This is a genomic window from Providencia sp. PROV269 (assembly GCF_028477785.1).
In the GTDB taxonomy this organism is placed as follows: Bacteria; Pseudomonadota; Gammaproteobacteria; order Enterobacterales; family Enterobacteriaceae; genus Providencia; species Providencia rettgeri.
In genome coordinates, this window is sequence record NZ_JAMPLV010000002.1 from 81055 (window position 1) to 104817 (window position 23763).

Consider the following 23763-nt stretch of genomic DNA (forward strand, 5'->3'; position numbering starts at 1 on the left):
ATGACGGAATCAGCCTATAAAATTGGTGTTATTTATCGGCTTCAAGTTAAAAAGGGTGTGATAGGGTAAGCTGGCCAATATAGGTTAGTGAAAAATTCACAATAATTAATAAGAAGAGAATCGAATGACAGTTCAAGCCATTGAAGGGGTTATTTCACAATTAAATGTCGTGGCAACCCAAGCCACTAACCCAATAAAACCAGCAATAGAGCCAGTTGGATTTGCTGACCATCTGGTTGCTTCTGTAAATCAAATTAATAAAACACGTAATGATTCTGCCAAGCAAATTGAAAATTTCACGTTAGGAAAGCAAGATATTTCCTTGAATGATGTAATGGTCGATATGCAAAAAGCCAGTTTAAGTTTACAAATGGGTATTCAAGTGCGTAATAAGCTGGTGGCGGCGTATCAAGAAATTATGTCAATGCCAGTGTGATTGGTTTATCTATTTGAATAAGGTCAAGTCGTTGATAGTGATGGCCGTATATTAACGTGTGTTAGAAAACATGGGCGTGGGAAACTGCGCTTGAGCAAATTCGGCAGGAATGTGAGAAAAACATGGTTCCACTTTAAAAGTGGCATTATTAAAATCTGATTTTTTTGTAGTTTCTTAGGCCTTCAGTTAATAGCTGATGGCTTTTATTTATAGAAAAACTGAAAAGCAAAGAAAAGCCCCAAATATCAAGGAAAAATAAACTGATACAATAGGTTAGAGTACACTATCAGCATAGACTCTTTATAAAGGATTTACATGAATAAAGTGTAAGCAATACAGAAAATAAAATACAAATTAGAGTCTCGTTAAATGAATAAGGAATACTAGAGGATTCAAAATAAATATACCCTCTAGCATTTGAAATAAGAGCATTAATGTTTATTGGGCCGCTCTTTGTATTGCTTCTCCTCCTGCTTCTATATCTTCACCAACACCTTTAGTGGTATTACAGGCAGTTAATGTGAAAGCAACAACTAATGAGCAAATGAGGAAATTGATTTTTTTAACATATTATCTTCCTTTCAAGTTTAAAGTTATAAATTACAAAAGGTCATCTTTAATTATAGCAGAACAAGTCGATGACTATTTTTAGCTGTATACTGCAGTAAGGTTAGGATTAAACCCTCATATTTTTGTGGAATTAGTATTGTTAGTGATACCTGACAAATGAAAATGAGCTGCTATATTTTAAGTGTTAGTACTTATTTTGGGTGATCAATCTACATTAGCAATAAAGGGTATACTCTATGATATTAAAAGAGCTATTTATCCGTATGCTTTATGTTTTTCAATACTTATTATTTGGTTTTCTTTTGTTATTATCATCAATAGCCTTACCTAATTGGTTAGGTAACGCCACAAGTTTTTTGTAGGATAGTATCTCATCGAGAAATATTCAACGGAGTTACCATGCGAGTGAAGTCAATTTTTATGTTTTTAAGTATGCTTCTACTTAACGGATGTAGCGTTAAAGTGCCAAAAGATATATCACCTGTTGAGAAGTTTGATTTATCACGTTACCTTGGCGAATGGCATGAAGTAGCGAGAATAGATAATCGATTTGAAAAAGGATTAAGTAAAGTCTCTGCTAACTATTCTCTTCGTGATGACGGAGGTGTAAAAGTAGTGAATAGAGGATGGAATTCTGAAAGCAAAAAATGGAAAGAGAGTATAGGGAAAGCTTACTTTGTTGAATCCTCGGATACTGGGGCTTTAAAGGTTTCATTCTTTGGGCCCTTTTACGGCGGCTATAATATTATTAAGCTAGATGATAACTATCAGTATTCATTAGTTGTTGGACCTAATAAAGATTATCTATGGGTACTATCGCGTACTCCAACTATGCCACCAGAGTTATTAAATGAATACCTTAGTTTTGCAAGTAACCATGGTTTTGATAGGCAAAGAATATTGATATTCCAGTAGAACCTATTCTTTATTAAAAATGAGAAGTTTAACAAGTGAAATATATGACCCGCCAAGTGCGGGTTTCTTATTTGACATTATTACCTATATCCTCTTAAGCAAAGTTATAGGCATAATATGGCGCTTACCGACAGATAAGAAATGTTTTGTCGCGAGTACCTCAGCGATTTAAAAACTACACAGGAGGCTATTCGTGCAGGATACAGCGATAAAACTGCAAACGTAAAATCAAGCCGACTGTTAATAAATGTTAACATTCAAAATAGAATTAAAGACTTAAATTAAATAGGAATGAACGTGTCGAAATAAATGCTGATTATGTTTTTAACCGCTTTGTCGAAATTGACCAAATGGATGTATCAGATATTGTCAATGATGGTGGGAAGCTAAAACCAATAAGCAGTTGGCCTAAATCATGGCGGACAACATTATCAGGTTTTGATATCTCTACGACAATCCGTGACTACGATGAGAGCACCAAAGAAACTATTCTCATGAAAATCAAATGGCCTGATAAAGATTAAAAATCATGAGCTCTTAGGTAAGAATGTCAAAATTCAGGCATTTAAAGAGCAAATTGAACGGAAAAGCTGAGAGACTCGCTAAGCTAGAAGCAGAGCAATTAGCGGACGAAGTGGAAATGGATTTGGAGATTTAGGTTAACTTTTGGGTGGTATTTTGATTATAACAGAGTGTTGTATGGTTTGTTTTTGATAAGGAGTGCTTTTTGCTGAATTAATGGGGTGAATCCTAATGCTATTTGTGTGAATCAAAGTGTAGTTTTGAAACTCAAATTAATAACTCGAGTTATTATCACATATATTACAATAAGATAATATTATGTATTTTGGCTGCTTTCACTTTTTCATCGCAAGCTAATTCATTATGGACTTATGAAGGTAGTGGCGCACCTGAAAACTGGGGGAAATTGAGTGATGAATTTAAAGTTTGTGAAAATGGATTTAATCAATCACCGTAAGGAAAAAACTCATGTGTCAGCTTGAGTGGTTGGTATATTTAGAACATTATCTAATTATGTGAGTTTTCCAATTTTGGTATTCAATTACTTACTAAATAAACAGGCTAAAGAGTATGCAAAAGGTAGAGTCAGAAATTTAGTAATGAAATTTTTAATACTTACAGCATACGATATAAATTAAATGTTTCCATATATTATTAATTAGTCCATAAAACAGGTCACTACCTTCAAGGCTTTTTATGTAAATACTAATTAATAATAGGAGATATTTAATGGATAACCAAAATTCGATTTCTAATCATATTGCTTGCAGTCTTCGTCAATTAAGGATAAAAGCTAGGTTATCAGTATTCGAGCTATCTAGAATGGCGGGAATAGAGAGTGAGCAGCAACTATATCGTTATGAATATGAAATTGATAAGATAGGAATAGCGGAGACAGTAGCTATATTAAAGGTATTGAATGTTGATATTGAAAGTTTTTTTAGTAATTTGGATGAGTATAAAACTATAATTGCATGTAGCGGAGATATAAACTAAGTTTATTTCGATGAAACTTGCTTTCGCTTGAGTTATATAGCAAAAACCAACTGTAAACGGTTGGTTTTTACTATATAGGGAGGAGCGATAAAGTGATTACTATACTAGTATATAGTGTATTTATTTAATTCTCGCAATTGAATTAATTACATGATATTTATAGCTATTGTTAAACGTCATAATAAAGGTCAATCATAATATGTCGGAGGCTCTATCTCACTGGATAATTGAATATGGATACTTAGCTGTGTTTCTGGGTTCCATGATTGAGGGAGAAACAGTAGCTTTCTTATCGGGCATAGCAGCACATAATCAATTACTTTCTTACCCTCAAGTAGTTATAGCCGCCTCTTTAGGTGGGATTGTTAGTGATAATGTATTGTTTTTTATAGGCCGTTATTTTGGAGCACAAATTTTACCCAAACTACATAGTCAAAAAGATAAAATAGTATATGCGCAAGAATATATTCAAAAAAATGAGAATTGGGTTGTTATAGGTATTCGCTTTGCTTATGGGTTAAGGACAATAGGACCTATTATTATCGGTGCTAGTGATGTAAGTCCATTTAAATTTTTTATATTAAATATTATCGGTGGCGCAATTTGGGGAGCTTTGATAGTTTCTGCAGGATATTTTATTAGTAAACTAGTTCTTTCACTACCAACTCATTTTTCAATAAGTATGCTAATAGCTGTAGGTATATTTTTGTTATTGCTAATTTTTTGGAGAAAACATCTATTGCAAAAAATGCGGAAATAATACGAGATAGTTACTTGTAATTATATTATGCGAATGCAGTATCAATACCTGATTAATACTGCATTGGTTTATAAGCTGAAAAGAGTTAATTCCCTCTATATGTTGAATAACCATATTGGCTTAAAAGCAAGGGGATATGGTAATGTTCATCTAAATTATCTATTTGAAATTCAACGGGGATTTCAGGGAAAAAACTGTGTTTACCTTGTTGCTTAAAATACTCACCAGTTTTAAAAATCACTCTATAGTCTCCTATAGAAGGCTTCTCAGGGCTGTCAGGTAAGATAGATTTAATTCTGCCATCATTACTTGTTTTTTCTGTGTTTATGAGTACCCAATTGTTTCCCTGTTTTTTCTCTAATGTAACCTCAACATTAGGGGCTGGCTTCCCTGTTTGCTGATTAAGAATATGAACACTTAAAATATTATTTGACGCTATTGAAGTTGCTGGAGTTAAAATAAAAGGAATGAATACTAAAAGTAGTTTTTTTTCATTTAGATATCCTCTATTGATATATTGAGGATACTTTATCAATGGAGGCTAATGGTTAGCCTTACAGTTTGATTACATTTTTTTAATCTAAACTTCATTACATTAGTTAATGGTAGATAGATTAAAAATAGTAAGTTTATCGATTTCGACTGGAGTCTTTGTATGAAGACTGAAAGCACTGTGTCAACATTAATAGGAAAGAAAATTAAAATATTAAGGCGCAATGCTGGATATACCGCAAGTGAGTTTGCAAGATTGAGCGGCTGTAAAAGTGATCAATAATTGTATCGCGATGTACGAGGTGTTAATAAAATTGATACCATATGTTGGTATCAGTACTAAGGATCCTTAATATAAATATAAGTAGTTTTTTTGAGCAGATAGCTGATGAGATAATTAAAGAATTCGATGATTATAATGTAAATATATAGACATCTAGTATGGCGAGGCCGCTATAAATGGCTGCTTTTTATATTATGGAATAAATCAGTCAGTTGATTGATACTTTTTTATAGTCGTTTCTATTACCTATTATTCATTTAAATAGGATTAAGCCGCCAATCCTTAATGTTTTCAACATTCACATAGGATATTTAAGGTTGTTATCGATATTTAATTTTGCTAGGTTTTTCTATTGTCAATAATTACCCAAGTAGATCATTATGAAATTAATCTCTTCGCTTTTTTGCCTCTTTTTAGTGACAGGTTGTACATTTACACCTTCTTTTGAGCCCAATAAGTCAACCTGGCCTAAGCCACATAAAGACGCCCGTTCATCTGAACAAAAAAGAGCTGATAGAGAGGCTGTACATGAGCAACAGCGAGCTGTGATGAGAGGTGAAAGACCGGATTACGGCGTTTTTGATAGATACTAAACCCGAGGACGTAAGAACTTTTGGGTTAAGATTAAGATGAACAGCAAACTATTTGTTTATAAAATCGACGCGAAAATAAAATTTGCCATTTGGTTCTAAGTGTGGCTTAATATGCTCACTGGTTTGGAAGTACAGGCCTATTTATGTTAGTCAGTTTTAAGATGTTCACCATTAAGCGCTATCTCAGATACCACTTCATTGCGAATTCCTTCTAATTAATTCCCATAAGTACCACAAGAACAAACCGCAACATGCCTTATGGCAATTTTAAAAAATTAAAGGAAATTCTATGTCTAATACAATGACTGGTACAGTAAAATGGTTTAACGATGATAAAGGTTTTGGTTTTATCACTCCTGCAGACGGCAGCAAAGATGTATTTGTTCACTTTTCTGCAATTCAAAGTGATAACTTCAAATCATTAGCAGAAGGCCAACAAGTTTCATTCAGCATCGAAAATGGTGCTAAAGGCCCAGCAGCAGCTAACGTTATCGCTAAATAACGATAACGAATCGCTAAGCATTCAAAAACCTCGCTAAATGCGAGGTTTTTTCGTTTTATAGCCTGCTATTTTCAATAAATACAGAGTTAATATTATAAAAGTTGTTTGATAAAATAATTAGCACCATCACGAATCGCCTCGTCTGATATTTGCATCATGCGTGAATAATGTAAGAAGGCGTGCAAAGTTCCTGGGTACATTTTATATTCACAAGGTATATCATTGGCATCTAGCGTTCGGAATAAAGCCAAACTATCATCTAATAGTGGGTCAAACTCAGCACTGGCAATATAACAAGGTGGAATACCGTAGGTTAAATCATTATTGAATAAGCAATAATATGGCGCCTCTCTATCGCCAGCTTCACCAAGATAGGCATTATCATAATCTTCTAAATCTTGTTTTTGTAACCCATCCCATTCTCCACCATATAGCCGTCGGCTTATTGAATCCTGCAAACCATACAGCCCATACCACAATAAAACAGCTTTTATATTGGTACATTCTATCACGTTATCACGTAACCAAAGTACAGAAGCAAGAGATAACATCGCGCCAGCTGAGTCACCGGCAAAGCCAGTTTGTTGCATATTGATATTATATTGTTCAGCATTTTGCTGATAGTACTGATAAACCATGGATATTTCCTCAATTGCTTGAGGGTAGCGTGCTTCAGGGGATAACGAATAATCAACTCCAATAACTGTACAGCCCGAATATAGTGCCAGTAAGTGCATAATACGTTCGTGGGTCTGTAAATTACCTAAAATAAACCCACCGCCATGGAGATAAAACAAGGTGGCTGATGGGGATTCAATCGGCTGAAATATACGCGTCAAAATATTGCCATATTTAGTTGGAACTTGAATATCGTGAATGGAGTGCATCGTTGGCGCTTCTGAATTCCAATATTTTCTATCTTCAATATACGCTTGTCGCATACCATTATAAGTGGCGTCAAGAGGTGCTGGAGATGGATTTTCTGCATAAAATCGCATTACAGATTGCATCTCAGGTGAAATAAGGTCTAACACATTAATTTTATTTTTTTTGTTCATTATGCTCTCCTAGCTAGATGTTTCCATTGTAAAAGGGGGGCATAATTAAGTTGTGATCCTGCTAACCAATATTAAAAGGTTCTGTATTTTTAAATTATAAGGCTTGAGAATTTATAGGTATTTTAATTTATATCTCAAACGGTGAGATCATCACCGTTTGAAATATATGAGAGTTTTAGGTGGGAAAGTTAATATTTAACGATGATGTCAGTTAACAATTATTTAGCAGCTCTTTGTATGGCTTCTCCACCGGCTTCTATGTCTTCACCAACACCCTGAGTGGTGTTGCATGCGCTTAAAGAGAATACGACAGCTAATGAACAGGCCAAAAAACAAATTTTTTTAATCATATCTTCTTCCTTTGGTTAAACTCACTTACGGGTTATAAGATATTTCACGTATAAGTATAGCAGAAGGATAAATGAGTGTTTTTTGAGCTGACGTATGTTGCGATTTGATAATATAAAAATTATCAGTTTATTATGCTTTGATTTTTCATTTTAATGAAGCATAAGGCTATAAGTTAATAAATAAAAAGAGAATTATAGCAATAAATGATAAATAGTTTTAACTATTTTAGAGAAAAGAAAGATACAGAAAAATCCGAATTCCACTATATCCTTATGTTAGTAAACATGAATGCGACTGGTATTAGACCAGTTACATAAACTTTATTAATCTAAATGGATATTCCATGATGGAATTTTATCATTTTGTTAACAAATTCATCGTTATTATATTTGTGAGCTTATGTAATAATACTTAGTCGATTTTTTAATTAATCACAAGTTAAATCAAAATGTTATATATTGTCGTAAGAGAATTTTAATGTAATATCGAATCTGTTTGAAATTCCCTTGGTTTCATTGATTTATTTAAACCGCCATATAGGCGGTTTTTTTTAGTTTTTACCCAGTGAGAACTTTTCAAATAACCAAAGCCCACTTTTTTTCATTGCGAAACCAAATAGCACACCAATTAATAGTGATTGAATAGTGACCAACCAAACACCTTCTGCCGCAAAAATAGTACAGGTGCCGACAAACGTGCCGGGTATATAAGAAAGCCACTGTTTTTTAGCTTGTATACACATCAAAAAGGCAACAATACCAGTAACGAAGTATCCTACAAAGTGAGGTAACTGCTTCAGGTAGTCACCGCTGTGCAGGATCACTAAGCCCCAAACCACACCACTACAGACGGTTAATGCGGTAATACCCAGACCTTTTATCCCATCTTTAGGATAAGCAAAATAGGCTGTACAGCCTAAAAAGCCTGCCCAGCCGATTAGCCCTAAACTATCAGCAACCCAAGCCCATATACCAGAAAGAATGGCGGTTGTTAAAGAAAGACAAAATAGTAATTTCACAATATGCACTTTACGTTATGGTTGTTTGTTAATAATACGGACGATGAATGCTATGGCCTATCGCTTGGTTACTAAGCCCATTAGCTGCAAAGCCAATTTATTCTAGAGTTAAGCTTTAACGATTCAGCTATCTTTTATTCGAACACCATCTAGGGAGTTTTAGGTATGGCTAGAGGGGTAACTGACTAATAATAGGATAGTTATTTGTAATTGCAGTGACTCTGGGGCCGTGTAAAGAAAAGCATTGTATAGAGCTAAGGTAAATCTGGCAATGAGTATCCGATAATTTATATGTTTTAATTTTATCTTATTGATAATAAATAATTATCTGTAAATTTAACGTTAAATAAATAATGTATAATTTAAAGATTAATTTTGAGTGTGTGAATAGTTGATGGCTTTTTTACTTTAATTTAGCGACTCCTCGCTGTAGCATGAAGAAAATTGACTTGTGAGGTAAGGGTATGAAATGGATGATAGCTGGTGCTACTGCACTGTTATTGGTAGGGTGTGATAGCACATCGACTGCACCATTTGGCTTAAATTGGGGGCAAAGCATTGATAGCATCAGTTTTATTAAGGCGGGGAAATGCCAAGCAAGTGGTAGTAAAACAGTTTGTACTTTTGGGCAGCAAAAGCCATTTAATGATTGGAGCTATGAAAACCAACTCACTTTTGATGGTGGTACGCTCATTCAAGTGGCTACCACACTAGTTGGGGTTGAGGATTATGCCTCGCCAAAACCGGATTTTTTGGACTTCCAACAGAAGCTAGAAAATGAAATGGGCTATTTGACAAAGCAAGGGTTTAGCTCACAAGTCGCTAGTGACATTCTCACTAAATGCCAATCAGAGACTAGCTGTCACAAAGTGAGTGAGTCATCTCAAACTCGTAGTGGCATGTCTAATCTTTGGGTTACCATTAACCCTACACCAATTGCCATTATCACTTACAGCCAAGATTAAGCTTAATTTAAAGCCAGTTAATGTTGATATTAATTTGCGTGGCGAATATAAATAGTACCAATATATCATTGGTACTATTGGTTAAGGCTTATAAATAATTTATAAAAATGATAAGAACAATATAGGTTGAAGAATTACCACCCGAAGGCGACACCCGCTCCAATAACCGCAGCATCTGAATTATTCCAAGATACAGAACTGCGTAGGTTGATGTTTTCTTTTAGTTGATATTGAGCACCGGCAGCGATCGCTGAGCCATTTTTGTAATTACCTGCACCAATCCCTGCGCTAAAACGAGTATTTGTTGCGTAAGGAATATTGCTCATTGCTGCGACAGACGCAATACCGGAATTCGCTTCTTGAGCACGTTTATCTATTTTCCTATCAAGCTGATGGAGCCCATGATCAACTTTATTTTCTAAGCTGGTGAATTTGAGTTCATTAGCTTTTTGCGTTTTCGACGTGTCACTTTTTAGGGTCTTAATTGACGAGGTATTTCCAATCACTTTGTTATCTAGATTTTGCATATTGGTATTTAATTGGTTGGTGATTTGGTCAGCCGCATTGACACCAGTTAGTGCTCCTTGCAAATGTAATTCGACATCTTTTAATTTTGAGTCAAGTGCATGGTGCTCTTTTTCTCTGCCTTGTTGTATTGATGTGATTTTACTATTAATTAAATCATTGTTGTTTTTTATTTCCTGAAAAATATCTTGAGAATATATTTGTTCAAAACTAACGATTTCATCATTCAATGCTTTTAAATCATTTCGTATATCTATAGTTTCTGATTTAAGTTTACTATTATTTTGTTTTAATGTGTCAACGTCGCTATTAAAACGTGAGTCCATTTGGTTAATTGTAGTGTTGATATGGTCGATTTTTCCACTGATATCACTAATTTTTTTAACATTAGTGCTGATACCTTGCGCGTTGACACTGCTTAAGGATGGTGGAGGACTTGAAAATGAAGTGTTGGCTATTACATTGCAAGACACACCGCTAAGTAATAGAGCTGACAAAAGACGGGATGATATTTTCTTTTTCATTTGTTAATTTCCGTATTATTTAAAATTATTATCTAAAAGAAGAATGAAAGATAAATTTATTTTCCTTTATTCGTTTATAATAAAGATATTTATTTGGTGGGTAAAATCGATTTTTAAAATGATATTTATTCGGGATATCCGTGTTTGAGTGAAATAAATACAGTGATATATATTTTTTATATTAACTAGATACTTTTATTTGATGGAATTATAGTTGATAGTGCTTATTTTGAAAATTTAATTTAAATTGATAGTAACTTTAATGTGGCCTAAATATATTCTCAATATTAATAAAAACTAAAAGCGAAAAAATAGCCACAAGCGAATAGATGCCATCAGTGGGTAAAAGCAAAAACAGTGAAGAGCCTACAAAGGGTCACCATTTTTCCTGTTTTAGATGTTTTTTTCCAAATAACGTGTTATTTTTCTGTAAAATTTTATGTGGCTTATGTTCCATGAAGGGGCAGTCTAAATAGGCAGGCGTTAATTTATTGATGTTTAAAATAAATTTTGTTTTCTGATTAACAATGCCATTTTTTGCATGTTGTTGGTGAAATAGAAAGACGATAATATTTTATCTGTTCTTCATACTTCACAGGCAGAGTTGTGGCGGCAGTTAGCGGCTATTGTATGCGTCACTGTTGCTTAAAATAGTTTGAATGATTGATATTTGAATGAAAGTAATCGAATTTATAGGGTTTAAATTATGGCAGTAAGAGAAATTATTGAAATTCCAGATGAACGACTGCGTATTAAATGCAGCCCAGTGACGGATTTCGCTGCGGTACAAACCTTGATCGACGATTTGTTAGATACCATGTACAGCACCGATAACGGTATTGGTCTCGCTGCCACGCAAATTGCGGAAACTAAATCCATTATGGTGATTGATATTTCAGAAAACCGTGATGAGCCGATGGTATTTGTTAACCCTGAAATCGTCGAAAGTGAAGGGGAAACCAGTTATCAAGAAGGGTGCCTGTCAGTACCCGAAATCTACGCCGATGTAGACCGCTTCCTGCGCGTTAAAGTGAAAGCGTTCGATAGGCACGGTAAAGCGTTTGAAGTAGACAGCGACGAGTTCTTAGCGATTGTCATGCAACATGAAATCGACCATTTACACGGTAAAGTGTTCCTCGATCACTTATCGCCGCTAAAACGCAATATGCTGTTGAAAAAGCTGAAAAAGCAGCAACGTTTAAAACAGCAGCAATAGGCTGAGAGTTGAAGATAAAAGGCGTGTCAGGTCTGTCGGCCTGACACTCAAATTATTCCATCGGGCGAACGACTAACGGGGTATCCGGCTCATCAAATTGGCCATAGCTGTTATTTAATACCCGTTTTTGGTCTAATTGCTTAATTTCTTTGCTTAAAAAGTTTAAATGCTGTTGTAAATATTCTTTAGTAATGCGTTCATTTTCAATAATTTTATGCAATAACTGAATAAACTCTTCAGTTATTGGCTGCTGTTCTTCGAACGCTTGCGTTAACTTGGTGAGGTTTTCCACCGCAAGGACATATTCTGTCTCTCGGGAGACCAATGTCTCCCATTCCCCGGATTGCGCTAAGGCAACTAAATTTTCACTTAATACTAAGACATTATGGTATATTTCATGTAAATCGATAGGATTTTTATTGTCCACCTGATTATCTTTCATCCACATTTGCACCGATTTGTTGCCACGCAGAGGCGATATCGGAGAGTAACTGATAAACTTCTTGGACATAAGCCACGTTGTTTTCGAGGTTGGCGCGAAGTAACTGCATTGTCATGTACTCATACAAACTTGCTAAATTTTCTGCAAGTTCGCCGCCAGCTTCATAATTTAACGACTGCTTTAACCCAGTGTCAATGATGTCGATAGCTTTTGAGATTTCTTTACCTTTTTCTGCCACCTTACCTTGCTGCATAAAAATCTCACCGCGTTTCAGGGCACTAAGGGCCCCTTTAAACAAGATTTGGATCAGTTGGTATGGGGTCGCGTTGGTGATTTCACTCTCTAAATCAACCTGTTGGTAAGCTTGCTGTGCGTGTCGTTGATACATGTTTTTAACCTAAAAGTGTTAGCCTAATAATCGGCCTAAAGAATTCGTAGTGCTATTGAGTGAGCTCATCATTTTATCGAGGTTTTGGAATTGACGACGGTACATGTCCATGGTGTTTTCGATTTGTTTATTGGTCTGCTCAATACGTTTATCTAAACTTTTCTTTTTCTTTTGGATACCATCGGTGGCGTTGTGTAGTGAACCATCTTTTGTATCTAAAGTACCCTTTAAAAAGTTAAAGTTTTCAGTCCCAAAACCGGTTTCTTTGCCGTCACCTGCAAAAAATACTTTGACGCTTGATGGGTTTTCTTTAAGCGCTTTATCCAGAACCTTATTGTCAATTTCTAAGGTTCCATCTGTTTTCTGTTTGATCCCCATTTTATTCAGCGTGTCGATTTCACCACTATTTTGTGGAGCACGGACTTGAGTACGCATCGTACTTTGAATAACTCGTAACGTGGAATCTCCAATGAGCGGGCCGTTGGTTTTATTAGGAGTTGTTCCACTTTCATTTGGTGTGTATTTTGTCAGTTCTTTCGCTAACGTTTGGAATTCATTATAGGCATCTACCCATGCTTTAATTTTATCTTTAGCGGGCTCGATATCTTCAGAAACCATTAAATGGTCAGCTTTATTGTCTTCGCTTTCTTTTTTTAGTGTCAGTGTTAAACCAGGGAACAAATCTTTGGCTTCATTGGTTTGCGACTCAAGTTCGAATCCATCAATAGTTAACTGTGCATTTTGAGGGGCAACCTTTTGCTCCATACCGCTAGTTTTCTCATCTTTGATGATAATTTTTCCGTCTTTATCAACATCAGATTCCACATTTAGTATTTTAGCCAGTTCATCGTCACCCTCCACATTAATGCTAATGCGGTTGTCAGTACCTTCTTTTTTTGAGGTTACGACAAGGTGGTATTGATTATCTCGGTCTTTAATAACAGATGCGGTAACACCTTTATCTGTTTTATTAATTGCATCAGCGAGCTCGATTAAAGATGTACTTTGGTCATCAAGTTTAATAACAATCTTATCTTTTTCTTCTTTTTGTGAAGGCTGAGTGATCGTGATGGTACGTTCTTTAGCATTACTGCCTAAGAGTTGCTTGTTGTCAGAATGGCCTTTAGTGGCGATAGTTTGTGCTTTAGCAAGTTGCGTCACTAACACATCGTGCACACCGGCGACTGCTTTACCATCGGTTTTTACGTCAAAGGCTTTATATTCACCAGTGACTTTGGTGGTACTGATATCGCCGTATTTTTTTAAGTCCTCAGCGGCTTTTTTCAGTTTTTCTAATGATGATTGCATTTTGCCATAGGCGCTAATTTGCGCGTCATAGCTGGCTTTCTGTGTGGTTAATGGGTCAAGGCGGCGACGCTCCATTGCCTCAATTTGGTCCATTTGCACATTTAAATCTAAGTTTGCCCCGATACCGAGAGTGGATATTCCTGCCATATTTTCTCCTACGCTATGTCTGTGACATAAAACCTGTAATAAAATCTATTTAGAGTCTTATCGGCAAAACGGAGCAAAATTTTAGACTATTCTGAAAAAGAGTGATGGCGGGAGCTGATAAGAGAAAAGTAGTTAATTATCGCTATTGAAATTAAATAATAAGAAAGTTAATAAAGATAAATGAGTGTGTTAAAAACGAAAGTGTTAAAAAATAATGGCATTAAAAGCGGGCGGTAAAGCCATTTCTAACCTTATAGATAAAAATTTTCATCAAAAAGCCTAAAGGGGACTTTTTTGTAGCCGATAACCTAGTTGCTGACGAAATTCATCAAGTTAAGCATTTTGGCTTAACGCATTAATTTGAATAATAAGGATCACATCATGGCACAAGTTATCAACACTAACATTCTGTCTCTGACAACTCAGAACAACTTAAACCGTTCACAAGGCGTATTAGGTTCTGCAATTGAGCGTTTATCTTCTGGCTCACGTATCAACAGCGCTAAAGACGATGCGGCAGGCCAAGCGATTGCTAACCGTTTTACTTCAAACGTTAAAGGTTTAACTCAGGCAGCTCGTAACGCTAACGATGGTATCTCTATCGCACAAACCACTGAAGGTGCATTGAACGAAATCAATGATAACTTACAACGTATTCGTGAGTTAACGGTTCAAGCGAAAAATGGCACTAACTCTAATTCAGATATCACTTCGATTCAGAATGAGGTTGATGAACGTTTAAAAGAAATCGATCGTATCTCTAAAGAAACGCAGTTTAACGGTGTTAAAGTTCTGAGTGGTGAAAAAACAGATATGAGTATCCAAGTGGGTACTAATGATAATGAAGTTATCAATTTTAAATTAGATAAAATTGATACTAAAGTTTTAGAAGTTGAAAAAGAAAAATTATTTGATGCGAAAGTTGCGGGCACAGCTACTTCTAAAGGTGACGCAATAGATGCAACAGTTGCTGATGCTGCGATTGCAGGTGCAACTGGCTTCGGTGCGGGTATCACAGCGGTCACTAAATATCAAGAAGATGGTGCAGACGTTGCAAACAAATTTGTTGTAACGAAAGATGATGGTACCGAAGTGGTTGCGACATTAAAAGTAGGTACCGGGGCAGATGCTAATAAAGCAGTTATCGATGCTGAAGAGGGTGAATTTAAAGCTACTGACGGTAAAGCTGGGTTAGAAGTTAAAGCTGATGCTCTGAAAACTTTAGATGATGCAATTAATAAAGTTGATGAAAGCCGTTCTAAATTAGGTGCGATCCAAAACCGTTTCCAATCTACCATCAACAACCTGAACAACTCTGTTAACAACCTGAGCGCAGCACGTAGCCGTATTCAAGATGCTGACTTCGCAACAGAAGTTTCTAACATGAGCCGTGGTCAAATTCTGCAACAAGCAGGTACTGCTGTGTTGGCACAAGCTAACCAAGTTCCACAAGGTGTTTTAAGCCTGTTACGTTAATTCGTGATTGGTTGATGATATTGAAGGCCAGCATTGCTGGCCTTTTCTTTGCCCGTCATATTAGCCGTCATATTTCGCACCATAGCGTTGTTGGCTTCATAAGTTCATCCGAATCACGTACTTATGTACGCTCATCGGTATAAACTTATTTGCCGTCTAGCTATAGCACGAACTATATAGGCTAAAGAAACATATTTTTAAAGCCAAAACACCAAAAGCTAAAAATGGTTCAAAAAGTGGTTTTAACAAACCAACCACTCCCACTTGTATTGCCAGTAAAATCCCCTGAAAGTTGTGTTAAAACAATCATTAACCTGGTAATTATTCAAATTTGACCTATTTAGGATAAGGCAAATAAAGCCACATTTAGTGCCTTACTCTACGGATTGAATTCAAAACCAACACAGATAATGAATACCTTTTATAAAGCTTGAAGGGTGATTCAGGTTGTGAGTGATTTGTATACTGCCGAAGGTGTGATTAATAAAAATAGCCTATGGGAGCGTTATTACCCTCTAATACGCCATGAAGCCCTGAAACTGCAAGTCAGACTACCCGCCAGTGTTGATATCGACGACTTAATTCAAGCGGGGGGCATTGGTTTACTGCATGCATTGGAACGTTTCGATGTTACCCAAGGGGCATCGTTTGCCACGTATGCAGTGCAGCGAATTCGTGGTTCGATGTTAGATGAATTGCGTAGCCGTGACTGGGTGCCGCGCAGTGTGCGCCGCCAAGCACGAGAAATGACCAAAGCCATTGGTGTGCTGGAGCAATCGTTAGGGCGCAGCGCCACCGAGCCGGAAATCGCCAAAGCGTTGGATATCGACCTTGCGGAGTATCGCCAAGCGCTACTAGACACCAATAATAGCCAACTGTTTTCCTACGATGAGTGGCATGAAATTCACGGGGAAAGCTGTGAACCGCAAATGGATGAAGATGATGGCGGTAACCCGCTGAGTTTGTTGCTGGATTCTAGCCTACGTGACCAAATCGCGGCGGCAATCAATCAGTTACCAGAACGCGAAAAAATGGTGCTGACACTGTATTACCAAGAAGAGCTGAATCTTAAAGAGATTGGGGCGGTGTTGGATGTCGGGGAGTCAAGGGTGAGTCAGCTGCATAGTCAGGCTATTAAGCGTCTCCGCGGCCGCCTCAGATAGATGCTCGTCATACTTCGCACCACAGCGTTGTTGGCTTCACTAGTTCACCCTAGTCACATACTTGTGTATGCTCCTAGGGCTAAACTAGCTTGCCGCCTAGCTGTAGCACGAATTATTTAGAGCATCAGTATTGAGTACTTTTAAAACTTATTTAAATTTGTTTTTTCTATTATAGGATGAATTGGTTAGGCTGTTGATATTTAAGTTTTTTATACTTCAAGCACATCGCTGCTTTCTAGACTTATGTCTGCTCCGGCTTCCTACCCACAATACGAATTATTTAGAGCATACGCAGAGGGGTATTTTAAAGCTCATTTAAATTTGTTTTTTCTACTATATTTCTACGCTTTTAACGATGTTACTTTCTATTATTCATCCAGTTCTGTCGATCTAGCCAAATAGTTCTCTGCCGTGGTGTGCCACGCTCTTGGGGATTGGGTGAAGCCCAGTTTTAAATATTCGGTGAGGTTACTGTCGATGGAAAAAAATAAAATCTGGCAGTCGGCGGGGAGCTCTTCAGCGGCGAGGCGCATTAATTGGCGGTCGATGCCGTGTTTTTGATAATGCGCATCAACGGCCAGTTCGCAGATATAACAACAAGAACTAAAATCTGTTACTGTGCGGACAAATCCGACGACTTGTTCGCCATCCCATGCACTAACCAATAAATCCGCATTATTCAGCATCGCATCTAATTGAGTAAGATTATCGGTTGGCACCATTTCCTTAAATGGAGACTGGCGAATTAACCGAATAAAATCCTCAATAGAGATGGCAAAATTGACTTTATAGTTCAGGCGACTGGCAATAGCATCCATAGAGTTCCCTTTGTAATCAAACGATACTCTTATAGGTTTAGCCTGAAATAACGTAAATTTCCTGTTTTTTGTGGAATTTTATCATAGCCTAGCTATTCCAATTACTGCGTAAATGTCCTAAGTTAAATTCAAGGTAGTTGTGATGTTTAGCCCAACTGGGTAAATACCATAAGAATTCTATTCAACAGACAAGTGAACGAGATATGACTATGGAACTAAAGGATTATTACAGCATCATGGGTGTTAAACGCACTGATGATTTAAAAACCATTAAGACTGCGTATCGCCGTTTAGCGCGAAAATATCATCCTGACGTTAGTAAAGAACCGGATGCCGAAGCGCGCTTTAAAGAAATTGCAGAGGCATGGGCGGTACTTGGTGACAAAGAAAAACGCGCAGAATACGATGAAATGTGGGAACACAGGAATGACCCTTATTTTAACCAAGCTAACCAAGGCCAACAGAGCCATACCTATTCCCAGCAAGGGTTTGATGCAGGCGGCTTTGATGACATTTTTTCATCGATGTTTTCTCAACGAGCACGGGGTGGCAGCACAAGACAGGCGCGCAGTCATCGTGGGCAGGATTTAGAAGTTGAATTGGCTATTTTCCTTGAAGAAAGCCAAGAGTCGCATAAGCGTACCATCAGTTATAACCTACCGGTCTATAACGCTTTTGGTTTTATCGAAAATGAAGTTCCCAAAACACTTAATGTCACTATCCCAGCAGGCGTGATTGACGGGCAACGCATCCGTTTAAAAGGGCAAGGCACTGCGGGGGAAAATGGCGGTGAAAATGGCGATTTGTGGATAACCATCCGCATTGCACCACACCCATTATTTGATATCAAAGGCCATGATTTAGAAGTGGTCGTGCCGCTTGCTCCATGGGAGGCAGCCCTCGGAACTAAAGTCACCATTCCAACATTAAAAGACCCAATTGTGATCACTGTTCCTGCTAATAGCCAAGCCGGACAAAAATTACGTATTAAAGGTAAAGGACTGAAACATAAAGGTACAGCAGGGGATTTGTATGCGATTATAAAAATCGTGATGCCAAATAGCAGTAATGCAGAAGCGGATGCGCTGTGGCAGAAATTGGCGGAGACTCAGCAGAGTTTTGACCCACGTAAAAATTGGGGAGGCAAATAATGGAACAGTTCACATCATTAACCGTTATTGATTTCTGTATTCACACGGGTATTGCGGAAGAGGAATTACGGGAAATTGTCGGCCTTGGGATAGTTCAACCCATTGAAACTGCTAATGAATGGTTATTTGATGATCACGCAGTGATCATCGTGAGAAGGGCAGTGCGACTTTACCATGAGCTCGAAATTGACTGGCCGGGAATTGCAATGGCAATGAGCTTGATGGAGCAAAATGAGCGGCTTCAGCGTGAAAATGAGATGCTGCGGCTACAACTAAAACGTTTTATTGGTTAGTTAGCTAATAGTTTAATTGTTCACCACCACGAGCCTTAATAACTAAAATTGGGTTTGTGGTGGTTATAATTACATCTAAAATCTAAATTATTAGTAAATTGTATTATATTTTTTGATTAATTTGATAAAGCTAATAATTAAATAATATTTTAATGAACACGAACAACAAAAAAGCCCTTACCATCCAGTAAGGGCGTAATAACGACAACGAGATTTTTTATTGTTAATTAAATGGTTGCAGCTTCAGCAATTAACTTACCAAGCTCTTGCCAGTTCTCACTATCAATAAGGTCATTGGGCACCATCCATGAACCGCCGCACACTAATACAGAAGGTAGTGCTGTGTATTCTTTAATATTTTTCACACCAATACCGCCAGTTGGCATAAATTTAACCGGGTAAACGGCGCTGAGTGCTTTGAGCATGGCAACCCCGCCAGAGGCTTCGGCTGGAAAGAATTTCAACGTGGTGAGATTAAATTCAAGGGCTTGTTCTACTAAACTTGGATTATTCACACCAGGAATAATAATCACGTTCTTTTGTTGGCAATAGGCGACAATTTTGGGGTTAAAGCCCGGGCTGACGATAAAATCCACACCCGCTTCAATGGCTTGGTCAACTTGCTCTGTGGTTAATACGGTACCTGCAGCAATCAGTAATTCAGGGTAGGCAGCACGCATATTTTTAATCGCTTGTACCGCGGCCGGGGTGCGGAAGGTGACCTCTGCACATGGCAGGCCATTATCCACTAAGGCTTTTGCTAATGGCGCACCATGCTCTGCATTATTAATGGTGATAACAGGAACAACATTGAGTTTCTTAATTCTTTCAAGTAATTGATTCATGGTTAAAGCCTCTTAACATGTTTCTAAAGCAGTGGTTGGCATAGCTTCGGATGGAATAATCGCTCCCCGGTGTTGGATGACGGTTCCAGCCAGTAAATGACCTGTTTTTGCCGCTTCGCATGGGCTGCCACCTAAAATACGGCAAGCAAGGTAGCCGGCACTGAAAGAATCCCCTGCGGCAGTGGTATCAACCACATGGCTTATTTTATTGGCAGGAACTTCAATGCGTTCGTTATCAATAACCACAAAACAGGCATCGGCACCGCGCTTAATCACAATCTCATTCACGCCATATTGTTGGGTACGGGCAATTGCATCGGTTTCATCAATATCACCGTAAAGCAGTTGTTCGTCATCAAAGGTCAGAAAAGCGATCTCGGTTAACGTGAGAATTTGCTGGTATGCTTGTTGAGCGGCTTGTTTCGATGGCCAAAGTGCTGGGCGATAGTTATTATCAAATACAATTTTGGCGCCATTCTGCTTAGCTTGTTGTAACATTTCAAATAGTAACTGACGTGAAGCGTCAGGCAAAATGGCTAGGCTGATGCCACTTAAATAGATAAATTGTTGTGAATTTAGAATTTGCTGTGTGTGGGCTTTGCTGTTTTGATCAAGGCACACTGCATCAAGCCAAAATTTTGCCGCGGCATTATCTCGCCAATAGAAAAAACGGCGCTCGCCATCAGCAGCGGTTTCGATCAAATACATCCCGGGCAAATGTTTGTCTGAAATAAACACTTCTTCAGTATTGATGCCTTCTTGTTGCCAACTGTTTAGCATTTGTTGGCTGAATGGGTCTTTGCCTAAACCGGTGATGTAACGGGTTATCACACTGTGATCTTTGGTTAAACGAGACAGGTATAGTGTGGTATTTAGCGTATCCCCACCAAACGTTTGTTTATAAAGCTCACCCGATTTTTGCAACTCAACCATGCATTCGCCAATAACGGCAACTTGCGGATATGCACTCATTTTCACCACCGAATTAGTAAACTATTGCTGACTTGATAGTGCTATTAAAGCGCATTTCATTGCCAATTTCAATAAAAATGAAACGACGTTTTAAAAATATCGAATCATCGTTCTTGTTTTTGTATGAAGAGACAATTATGCTACTCAAACTTAGGTGATATCAGTTAGTTTCGTTAATTTGGGGTATAATATTGCTATCAATTTATAGGATGCAATTTATAGGATGATTGAAAGGTAATGGATAAGACAACACAAACGGATGCCGTGTCAGCGGTAGTAAAGGTATTTAGTATTCTTAGTGCCCTTGGAGAGCAAAAGGAGATTGGCGTATCTGAATTGTCCCAACGTTTGTTGATGTCAAAAGCCACTACATTTCGTTTTTTGCAAACGATGAAGCAGTTGGGGTATGTCGAACAAGAAGGTGAGGCAGATAAGTATTCACTGACCTTGAAGCTCTTCGAATTAGGTGCGAAATCCCTCGAGTATGTTGATTTAATCGAAATTGCAGATAAGGAAATGCGCCATATAGGCCAACTGACGAATGAAGCGGTGCATTTGGGTGCATTAGATGAAGACGCCATTATTTATATTCATAAAATCGACTCGAGTTATAATTTGCGTATGTATTCACGAGTTGGGCGTCGTAACCCATTATATTGCACTGCAATCGGTAAGATTTTACTCGCTTGGCAAGATGAACAAACGATTCGTCTAGCATTGAAAGATGAAACCTTTAGCCAAAAAACAGCAACGACGATTTTAACCTTAGAGGACTTGCTGGCGGAATTAGCCACAGTTCGTGAGTGCCATTATGCGCAGGACCGAGAAGAGCAGGAGTTAGGCCTGCGCTGCATTGCAGTACCAGTGTATGACAGGTTTGGCCATGTGATTGCAGGGTTATCGATTTCATTCCCAACTATTCGTTTTGATGAACAACGCATTGGCGATTATGTCGAATTACTGAAAACAGCCGGGCGTAATATTTCACAGAAAATGGGTTATCACCAATATCCATAATATTGGTGATATGGGCTATTTATGAATTAAGTTGTTGAGTAAATAAATCGGTATATTCAAATTCATAGGTTTGTTCTGGGTTGCCAGAGCTTATGGCCTCTGGGAAAGGTTTATTTCCCGGGCGGTCACGGGTTAAGCTCCACATTGACACCAAGTTAAGGCCATTATTTTTAGCAAATTCAGCGAGAATATTGACATCATTAAAGTTAAACATGGTGAGGTCATCATTGAGACCAATCATGGGTGTAATTTGTACATAATTATATAGTTCGTTATCGTCTATCCCTGGATATAGCGGTTTTAGTTGGTTTTTGATGCTATTGGCGGCTTTTACTGCTGCATCCCCAAGGCTCGTGATATTCGGGTCGTAGTAGTCCATTGCCATCCCATTAACCTTCATCATTAAACCCGCATCAACCGATTTTTTCACGAGTGCTAAGCCTGTGCTGGTTAGCCCTGTTGGCATAGTCGGCAAGGTTAAGCTGAGGGTGATTTGTGGATTATTATCTACAATGACTTTTAAGGCATAAAATGCATTATCAGCATCGTACAGACCATTCTCGAAATCTAAATCAATATGTGAGGCATTGAGTGTATCAATGGCTTCTTGGTAGGTGTTGATGAGTTGTTCTTGTGTTTGTACCAATGAAACATCTTGGTTAGCAGCTCCCCCAAATGAAACAGCAACTTTAACACCGCCAGCAATCAGTTCATCACACAAAGGTTTAGCCCAGCTAATTGGCATGGATGGCTGGGCTGACCATGCTGCTTTTTTATCTAATGTGGCGGTTAAAAAACCAAGAGACAGTATATCTACCCCATACTTAATAGCGGCTTGGCTATATTTTGCATTAGGCCTGCCATTTGGGTAATTTTGCCAATCATTCCAAGTTGCATCAACACTGACATCCATATAAGGACCAAAATAAGTTTTATGCATTGTATACCCTTAGTTTATTAATTTATAAAAGGAAATTTTAGCCTATGCTCTACGGTGTAATTGATAGGACAAGGTCACTTTTATAGAAAATTGACTCTGTAACAAGAACAAAAATTATTAGTAACCTAATAGGTTATAGGTCGGTTATGAGCATGGAAATGGAAGTGATTCGCTGTCGACTGCGTTCAGAAAGCCGGATCATATACTGATATTTGCTTATTCGCCTACCTCCACTTTTTATCTAGGAGCTGGCGCTTTGCCTTCTTTCAAATTTGTATTCCCCCAATTAGCAGAGACGCTTAGATTGCCATTTGCATCATCATATGCTGTGTAAACACCCTTTTTGAGATTAATATTTCATCTTCGCATTGCCATAAAAACAACCAACAGATTTAAAATAAACCCATAATGGAACTAATTAATTATTCTGATTTGTTTTGAAGTTGAGCTTATATACTTGGACAAAATTGAAGAGGATAACAAGGTTGAAAAGTAACAGAAATTAATGGGTTAATGTGGGGGATGGTTGGTGAAAAAACACCCTTAGTATTCAGATAAGTCAATAACAACGATGTATCAATCAATTGATTTAATAACTCATGTAAATTACTTATTTGAATATTAAGGTTTTTATAAATTTCACTTATTATTATTCAACATTCAGTGTTGCTGCTGACATATAATATTCGCTTATGGACACAGCAGGAAATTGATATGTTTAAAAAGATTATTGTTATTATTTTTCTTTGTTTCACTTCTTATGGCTTTGCCAGCGACTTTACATTTAAAGAAAAGTCACCCGCTGATCGCGAGTTTGATAAAGACTACCAAGGAATTAAAGAATTACAGGCACAACAAAAGTTTGTCTTTGATCCCAAAAAGAAACTTTCTCAAGAAGAACAAAGTTATCAAGCGTTGTTAGAACAGCGAAATGCAGATGAAAACGCGTTTCCACAGCGTTTTAATGTGTGTGATGTTAACCCGACGGGAGCAGGGTGCCCTAATTCAATGGCTTGGATGAATGACCGCGAGCAAATGAAAAAAATGCTGGAGCAAGCAGGTCGTCCTTATTAATTA

General features: G+C 37.5%; 28 protein-coding genes. 15 read left to right on the forward strand and 13 right to left on the reverse strand.

Translation table 11 applies throughout. From position 1 onward, the window contains the following. The first annotated feature begins 124 nt into the window (after nucleotides 1-124). Complete coding sequence (gene fliE, locus PR683_RS01645) at nucleotides 125-436, forward strand: flagellar hook-basal body complex protein FliE (protein ID WP_004909916.1); 312 nt, start codon at nucleotides 125-127, stop codon at nucleotides 434-436. 438 nt (nucleotides 437-874) lie between these two features. Here the strand turns inward: fliE and PR683_RS01650 are convergent, their stop codons facing one another. Then, nucleotides 875-994, reverse strand: a complete 120-nt coding sequence (locus PR683_RS01650) for an entericidin A/B family lipoprotein (protein WP_071524563.1) — start codon at nucleotides 992-994, stop codon at nucleotides 875-877. Between the two features lie 411 nt (nucleotides 995-1405). Between PR683_RS01650 and PR683_RS01655 the strand changes: the two genes are divergently transcribed. The 5 genes from PR683_RS01655 to PR683_RS01670 all read left to right on the forward strand — a co-directional run bounded on the left by PR683_RS01655 (nucleotide 1406) and on the right by PR683_RS01670 (nucleotide 4199). Then, on the forward strand, nucleotides 1406-1921 hold the full coding sequence (locus tag PR683_RS01655; protein WP_004261469.1) for a lipocalin family protein: 516 nt from the start codon (nucleotides 1406-1408) through the stop codon (nucleotides 1919-1921). Nucleotides 1922-2062: 141 nt separating this feature from the next. Beyond that, entirely contained in the window at nucleotides 2063-2206 is a 144-nt protein-coding gene (locus PR683_RS20360) for a terminase small subunit (protein ID WP_442959606.1), read from the forward strand. Nucleotides 2207-2271: 65 nt separating this feature from the next. Continuing rightward, on the forward strand, nucleotides 2272-2445 hold the full coding sequence (locus PR683_RS20365) for a hypothetical protein (protein ID WP_004909922.1): 174 nt from the start codon (nucleotides 2272-2274) through the stop codon (nucleotides 2443-2445). Nucleotides 2446-3172: 727 nt separating this feature from the next. Further along, nucleotides 3173-3439, forward strand: a complete 267-nt coding sequence (locus PR683_RS01665) for a helix-turn-helix domain-containing protein (RefSeq protein WP_004909925.1) — start codon at nucleotides 3173-3175, stop codon at nucleotides 3437-3439. Nucleotides 3440-3638: 199 nt separating this feature from the next. Next, nucleotides 3639-4199 carry a DedA family protein gene (locus tag PR683_RS01670; RefSeq protein ID WP_004909929.1) on the forward strand — a complete coding sequence of 187 codons (561 nt, stop codon included), beginning with the start codon at nucleotides 3639-3641 and terminating at the stop codon, nucleotides 4197-4199. An 85-nt stretch (nucleotides 4200-4284) separates the two neighbouring features. On the opposite strand, the gene uraH is transcribed toward PR683_RS01670, so the two are convergent. Beyond that, on the reverse strand, nucleotides 4285-4713 hold the full coding sequence (gene uraH / locus PR683_RS01675; protein ID WP_390899809.1) for a hydroxyisourate hydrolase: 429 nt from the start codon (nucleotides 4711-4713) through the stop codon (nucleotides 4285-4287). A gap of 1143 nt (nucleotides 4714-5856) precedes the next feature. Between uraH and cspE the strand changes: the two genes are divergently transcribed. Next, nucleotides 5857-6069, forward strand: coding sequence for a transcription antiterminator/RNA stability regulator CspE (cspE, locus tag PR683_RS01680; RefSeq protein WP_004909940.1), 213 nt, complete (start codon nucleotides 5857-5859; stop codon nucleotides 6067-6069). A gap of 92 nt (nucleotides 6070-6161) precedes the next feature. Here the strand turns inward: cspE and aes are convergent, their stop codons facing one another. From aes to PR683_RS01695, 3 genes are all read right to left on the reverse strand, one after another. Next, nucleotides 6162-7127: an acetyl esterase gene (aes, locus tag PR683_RS01685; protein WP_210850296.1), complete on the reverse strand. Its 966-nt coding sequence runs from the start codon at nucleotides 7125-7127 to the stop codon at nucleotides 6162-6164. A gap of 218 nt (nucleotides 7128-7345) precedes the next feature. Then, complete coding sequence (locus tag PR683_RS01690) at nucleotides 7346-7477, reverse strand: entericidin A/B family lipoprotein (RefSeq protein ID WP_004909948.1); 132 nt, start codon at nucleotides 7475-7477, stop codon at nucleotides 7346-7348. A 551-nt stretch (nucleotides 7478-8028) separates the two neighbouring features. Further along, a complete protein-coding gene (locus PR683_RS01695) occupies nucleotides 8029-8496 on the reverse strand; it encodes a DUF1097 domain-containing protein (protein ID WP_004909951.1) in 468 nt (155 codons plus the stop codon). 464 nt (nucleotides 8497-8960) lie between these two features. On the opposite strand from PR683_RS01695, the gene PR683_RS01700 reads away from it, so the two are divergent. Then, nucleotides 8961-9461 carry a hypothetical protein gene (locus PR683_RS01700; protein ID WP_042851567.1) on the forward strand — a complete coding sequence of 167 codons (501 nt, stop codon included), beginning with the start codon at nucleotides 8961-8963 and terminating at the stop codon, nucleotides 9459-9461. Nucleotides 9462-9595: 134 nt separating this feature from the next. On the opposite strand, the gene PR683_RS01705 is transcribed toward PR683_RS01700, so the two are convergent. Continuing rightward, entirely contained in the window at nucleotides 9596-10510 is a 915-nt protein-coding gene (locus PR683_RS01705) for a YadA C-terminal domain-containing protein (RefSeq protein ID WP_227024182.1), read from the reverse strand. A 706-nt stretch (nucleotides 10511-11216) separates the two neighbouring features. On the opposite strand from PR683_RS01705, the gene def reads away from it, so the two are divergent. Beyond that, nucleotides 11217-11726 (forward strand): peptide deformylase, encoded by a 510-nt coding sequence (def, locus tag PR683_RS01710; protein WP_004909962.1) that lies wholly within the window; start codon nucleotides 11217-11219, stop codon nucleotides 11724-11726. Between the two features lie 52 nt (nucleotides 11727-11778). Here def and fliT read toward each other — a convergent pair whose 3' ends face one another. From fliT to fliD, 3 genes are read right to left on the reverse strand one after another with little or no spacing between them, the layout of a single operon-like run. Continuing rightward, nucleotides 11779-12168: a flagellar protein FliT gene (fliT, locus tag PR683_RS01715; protein ID WP_272581635.1), complete on the reverse strand. Its 390-nt coding sequence runs from the start codon at nucleotides 12166-12168 to the stop codon at nucleotides 11779-11781. Next, entirely contained in the window at nucleotides 12158-12556 is a 399-nt protein-coding gene (fliS, locus tag PR683_RS01720; RefSeq protein WP_004909969.1) for a flagellar export chaperone FliS, read from the reverse strand. The genes fliT and fliS overlap by 11 nt, the downstream gene beginning before the upstream one ends. 18 nt (nucleotides 12557-12574) lie before the next feature. Beyond that, nucleotides 12575-14011 (reverse strand): flagellar filament capping protein FliD, encoded by a 1437-nt coding sequence (gene fliD / locus PR683_RS01725; RefSeq protein WP_123382088.1) that lies wholly within the window; start codon nucleotides 14009-14011, stop codon nucleotides 12575-12577. A 381-nt stretch (nucleotides 14012-14392) separates the two neighbouring features. Here fliD and PR683_RS01730 point away from each other — a divergent pair, with 381 nt between their 5' ends. Next, entirely contained in the window at nucleotides 14393-15487 is a 1095-nt protein-coding gene (locus PR683_RS01730; RefSeq protein WP_123382087.1) for a FliC/FljB family flagellin, read from the forward strand. A gap of 449 nt (nucleotides 15488-15936) precedes the next feature. Continuing rightward, the gene (locus PR683_RS01735) at nucleotides 15937-16650 is read left to right on the forward strand and encodes an RNA polymerase sigma factor FliA (RefSeq protein ID WP_109911178.1); all 714 of its coding nucleotides are present in this window, start codon (nucleotides 15937-15939) and stop codon (nucleotides 16648-16650) included. Between the two features lie 368 nt (nucleotides 16651-17018). Here PR683_RS01735 and PR683_RS01740 read toward each other — a convergent pair whose 3' ends face one another. Further along, entirely contained in the window at nucleotides 17019-17468 is a 450-nt protein-coding gene (locus tag PR683_RS01740; protein WP_272581636.1) for a GNAT family N-acetyltransferase, read from the reverse strand. 209 nt (nucleotides 17469-17677) lie between these two features. Here PR683_RS01740 and cbpA point away from each other — a divergent pair, with 209 nt between their 5' ends. Both cbpA and PR683_RS01750 read left to right on the forward strand, forming a co-directional pair. After that, nucleotides 17678-18619, forward strand: a complete 942-nt coding sequence (gene cbpA / locus PR683_RS01745) for a curved DNA-binding protein (RefSeq protein ID WP_123382179.1) — start codon at nucleotides 17678-17680, stop codon at nucleotides 18617-18619. Further along, the gene (locus PR683_RS01750) at nucleotides 18619-18912 is read left to right on the forward strand and encodes a chaperone modulator CbpM (protein WP_004910002.1); all 294 of its coding nucleotides are present in this window, start codon (nucleotides 18619-18621) and stop codon (nucleotides 18910-18912) included. The genes cbpA and PR683_RS01750 overlap by 1 nt, the downstream gene beginning before the upstream one ends. A 227-nt stretch (nucleotides 18913-19139) precedes the next feature. On the opposite strand, the gene PR683_RS01755 is transcribed toward PR683_RS01750, so the two are convergent. Next, entirely contained in the window at nucleotides 19140-19757 is a 618-nt protein-coding gene (locus PR683_RS01755) for a bifunctional 4-hydroxy-2-oxoglutarate aldolase/2-dehydro-3-deoxy-phosphogluconate aldolase (protein ID WP_272581637.1), read from the reverse strand. A gap of 12 nt (nucleotides 19758-19769) precedes the next feature. Continuing rightward, the gene (locus PR683_RS01760) at nucleotides 19770-20729 is read right to left on the reverse strand and encodes a sugar kinase (RefSeq protein ID WP_272581638.1); all 960 of its coding nucleotides are present in this window, start codon (nucleotides 20727-20729) and stop codon (nucleotides 19770-19772) included. Nucleotides 20730-20966: 237 nt separating this feature from the next. Here PR683_RS01760 and kdgR point away from each other — a divergent pair, with 237 nt between their 5' ends. Then, the gene (kdgR, locus tag PR683_RS01765) at nucleotides 20967-21746 is read left to right on the forward strand and encodes a DNA-binding transcriptional regulator KdgR (RefSeq protein ID WP_196719705.1); all 780 of its coding nucleotides are present in this window, start codon (nucleotides 20967-20969) and stop codon (nucleotides 21744-21746) included. Between the two features lie 19 nt (nucleotides 21747-21765). Here the strand turns inward: kdgR and PR683_RS01770 are convergent, their stop codons facing one another. After that, a complete protein-coding gene (locus PR683_RS01770; RefSeq protein ID WP_109911183.1) occupies nucleotides 21766-22686 on the reverse strand; it encodes a chitinase in 921 nt (306 codons plus the stop codon). Nucleotides 22687-23400: 714 nt separating this feature from the next. Between PR683_RS01770 and PR683_RS01775 the strand changes: the two genes are divergently transcribed. Next, on the forward strand, nucleotides 23401-23760 hold the full coding sequence (locus tag PR683_RS01775; protein ID WP_004910017.1) for a hypothetical protein: 360 nt from the start codon (nucleotides 23401-23403) through the stop codon (nucleotides 23758-23760). Nucleotides 23761-23763 lie beyond the last annotated feature (3 nt).

Coding starts and splice junctions, on each gene's coding strand:
- fliE (WP_004909916.1), top strand. CDS start 125: ATGACAGTTCAAGCCATTGAAGGGGTTATTTCACAATTAAATGTCGTG.
- PR683_RS01655 (WP_004261469.1), top strand. CDS start 1,406: ATGCGAGTGAAGTCAATTTTTATGTTTTTAAGTATGCTTCTACTTAAC.
- PR683_RS20360 (WP_442959606.1), top strand. CDS start 2,063: ATGTTTTGTCGCGAGTACCTCAGCGATTTAAAAACTACACAGGAGGCT.
- PR683_RS20365 (WP_004909922.1), top strand. CDS start 2,272: ATGGATGTATCAGATATTGTCAATGATGGTGGGAAGCTAAAACCAATA.
- PR683_RS01665 (WP_004909925.1), top strand. CDS start 3,173: ATGGATAACCAAAATTCGATTTCTAATCATATTGCTTGCAGTCTTCGT.
- PR683_RS01670 (WP_004909929.1), top strand. CDS start 3,639: ATGTCGGAGGCTCTATCTCACTGGATAATTGAATATGGATACTTAGCT.
- cspE (WP_004909940.1), top strand. CDS start 5,857: ATGTCTAATACAATGACTGGTACAGTAAAATGGTTTAACGATGATAAA.
- aes (WP_210850296.1), bottom strand. CDS start 7,127: ATGAACAAAAAAAATAAAATTAATGTGTTAGACCTTATTTCACCTGAG.
- PR683_RS01690 (WP_004909948.1), bottom strand. CDS start 7,477: ATGATTAAAAAAATTTGTTTTTTGGCCTGTTCATTAGCTGTCGTATTC.
- PR683_RS01700 (WP_042851567.1), top strand. CDS start 8,961: ATGAAATGGATGATAGCTGGTGCTACTGCACTGTTATTGGTAGGGTGT.
- PR683_RS01705 (WP_227024182.1), bottom strand. CDS start 10,510: ATGAAAAAGAAAATATCATCCCGTCTTTTGTCAGCTCTATTACTTAGC.
- def (WP_004909962.1), top strand. CDS start 11,217: ATGGCAGTAAGAGAAATTATTGAAATTCCAGATGAACGACTGCGTATT.
- fliT (WP_272581635.1), bottom strand. CDS start 12,168: ATGAAAGATAATCAGGTGGACAATAAAAATCCTATCGATTTACATGAA.
- fliS (WP_004909969.1), bottom strand. CDS start 12,556: ATGTATCAACGACACGCACAGCAAGCTTACCAACAGGTTGATTTAGAG.
- fliD (WP_123382088.1), bottom strand. CDS start 14,011: ATGGCAGGAATATCCACTCTCGGTATCGGGGCAAACTTAGATTTAAAT.
- PR683_RS01730 (WP_123382087.1), top strand. CDS start 14,393: ATGGCACAAGTTATCAACACTAACATTCTGTCTCTGACAACTCAGAAC.
- PR683_RS01740 (WP_272581636.1), bottom strand. CDS start 17,468: ATGGATGCTATTGCCAGTCGCCTGAACTATAAAGTCAATTTTGCCATC.
- cbpA (WP_123382179.1), top strand. CDS start 17,678: ATGGAACTAAAGGATTATTACAGCATCATGGGTGTTAAACGCACTGAT.
- PR683_RS01750 (WP_004910002.1), top strand. CDS start 18,619: ATGGAACAGTTCACATCATTAACCGTTATTGATTTCTGTATTCACACG.
- PR683_RS01755 (WP_272581637.1), bottom strand. CDS start 19,757: ATGAATCAATTACTTGAAAGAATTAAGAAACTCAATGTTGTTCCTGTT.
- PR683_RS01760 (WP_272581638.1), bottom strand. CDS start 20,729: ATGAGTGCATATCCGCAAGTTGCCGTTATTGGCGAATGCATGGTTGAG.
- kdgR (WP_196719705.1), top strand. CDS start 20,967: ATGGATAAGACAACACAAACGGATGCCGTGTCAGCGGTAGTAAAGGTA.
- PR683_RS01770 (WP_109911183.1), bottom strand. CDS start 22,686: ATGCATAAAACTTATTTTGGTCCTTATATGGATGTCAGTGTTGATGCA.
- PR683_RS01775 (WP_004910017.1), top strand. CDS start 23,401: ATGTTTAAAAAGATTATTGTTATTATTTTTCTTTGTTTCACTTCTTAT.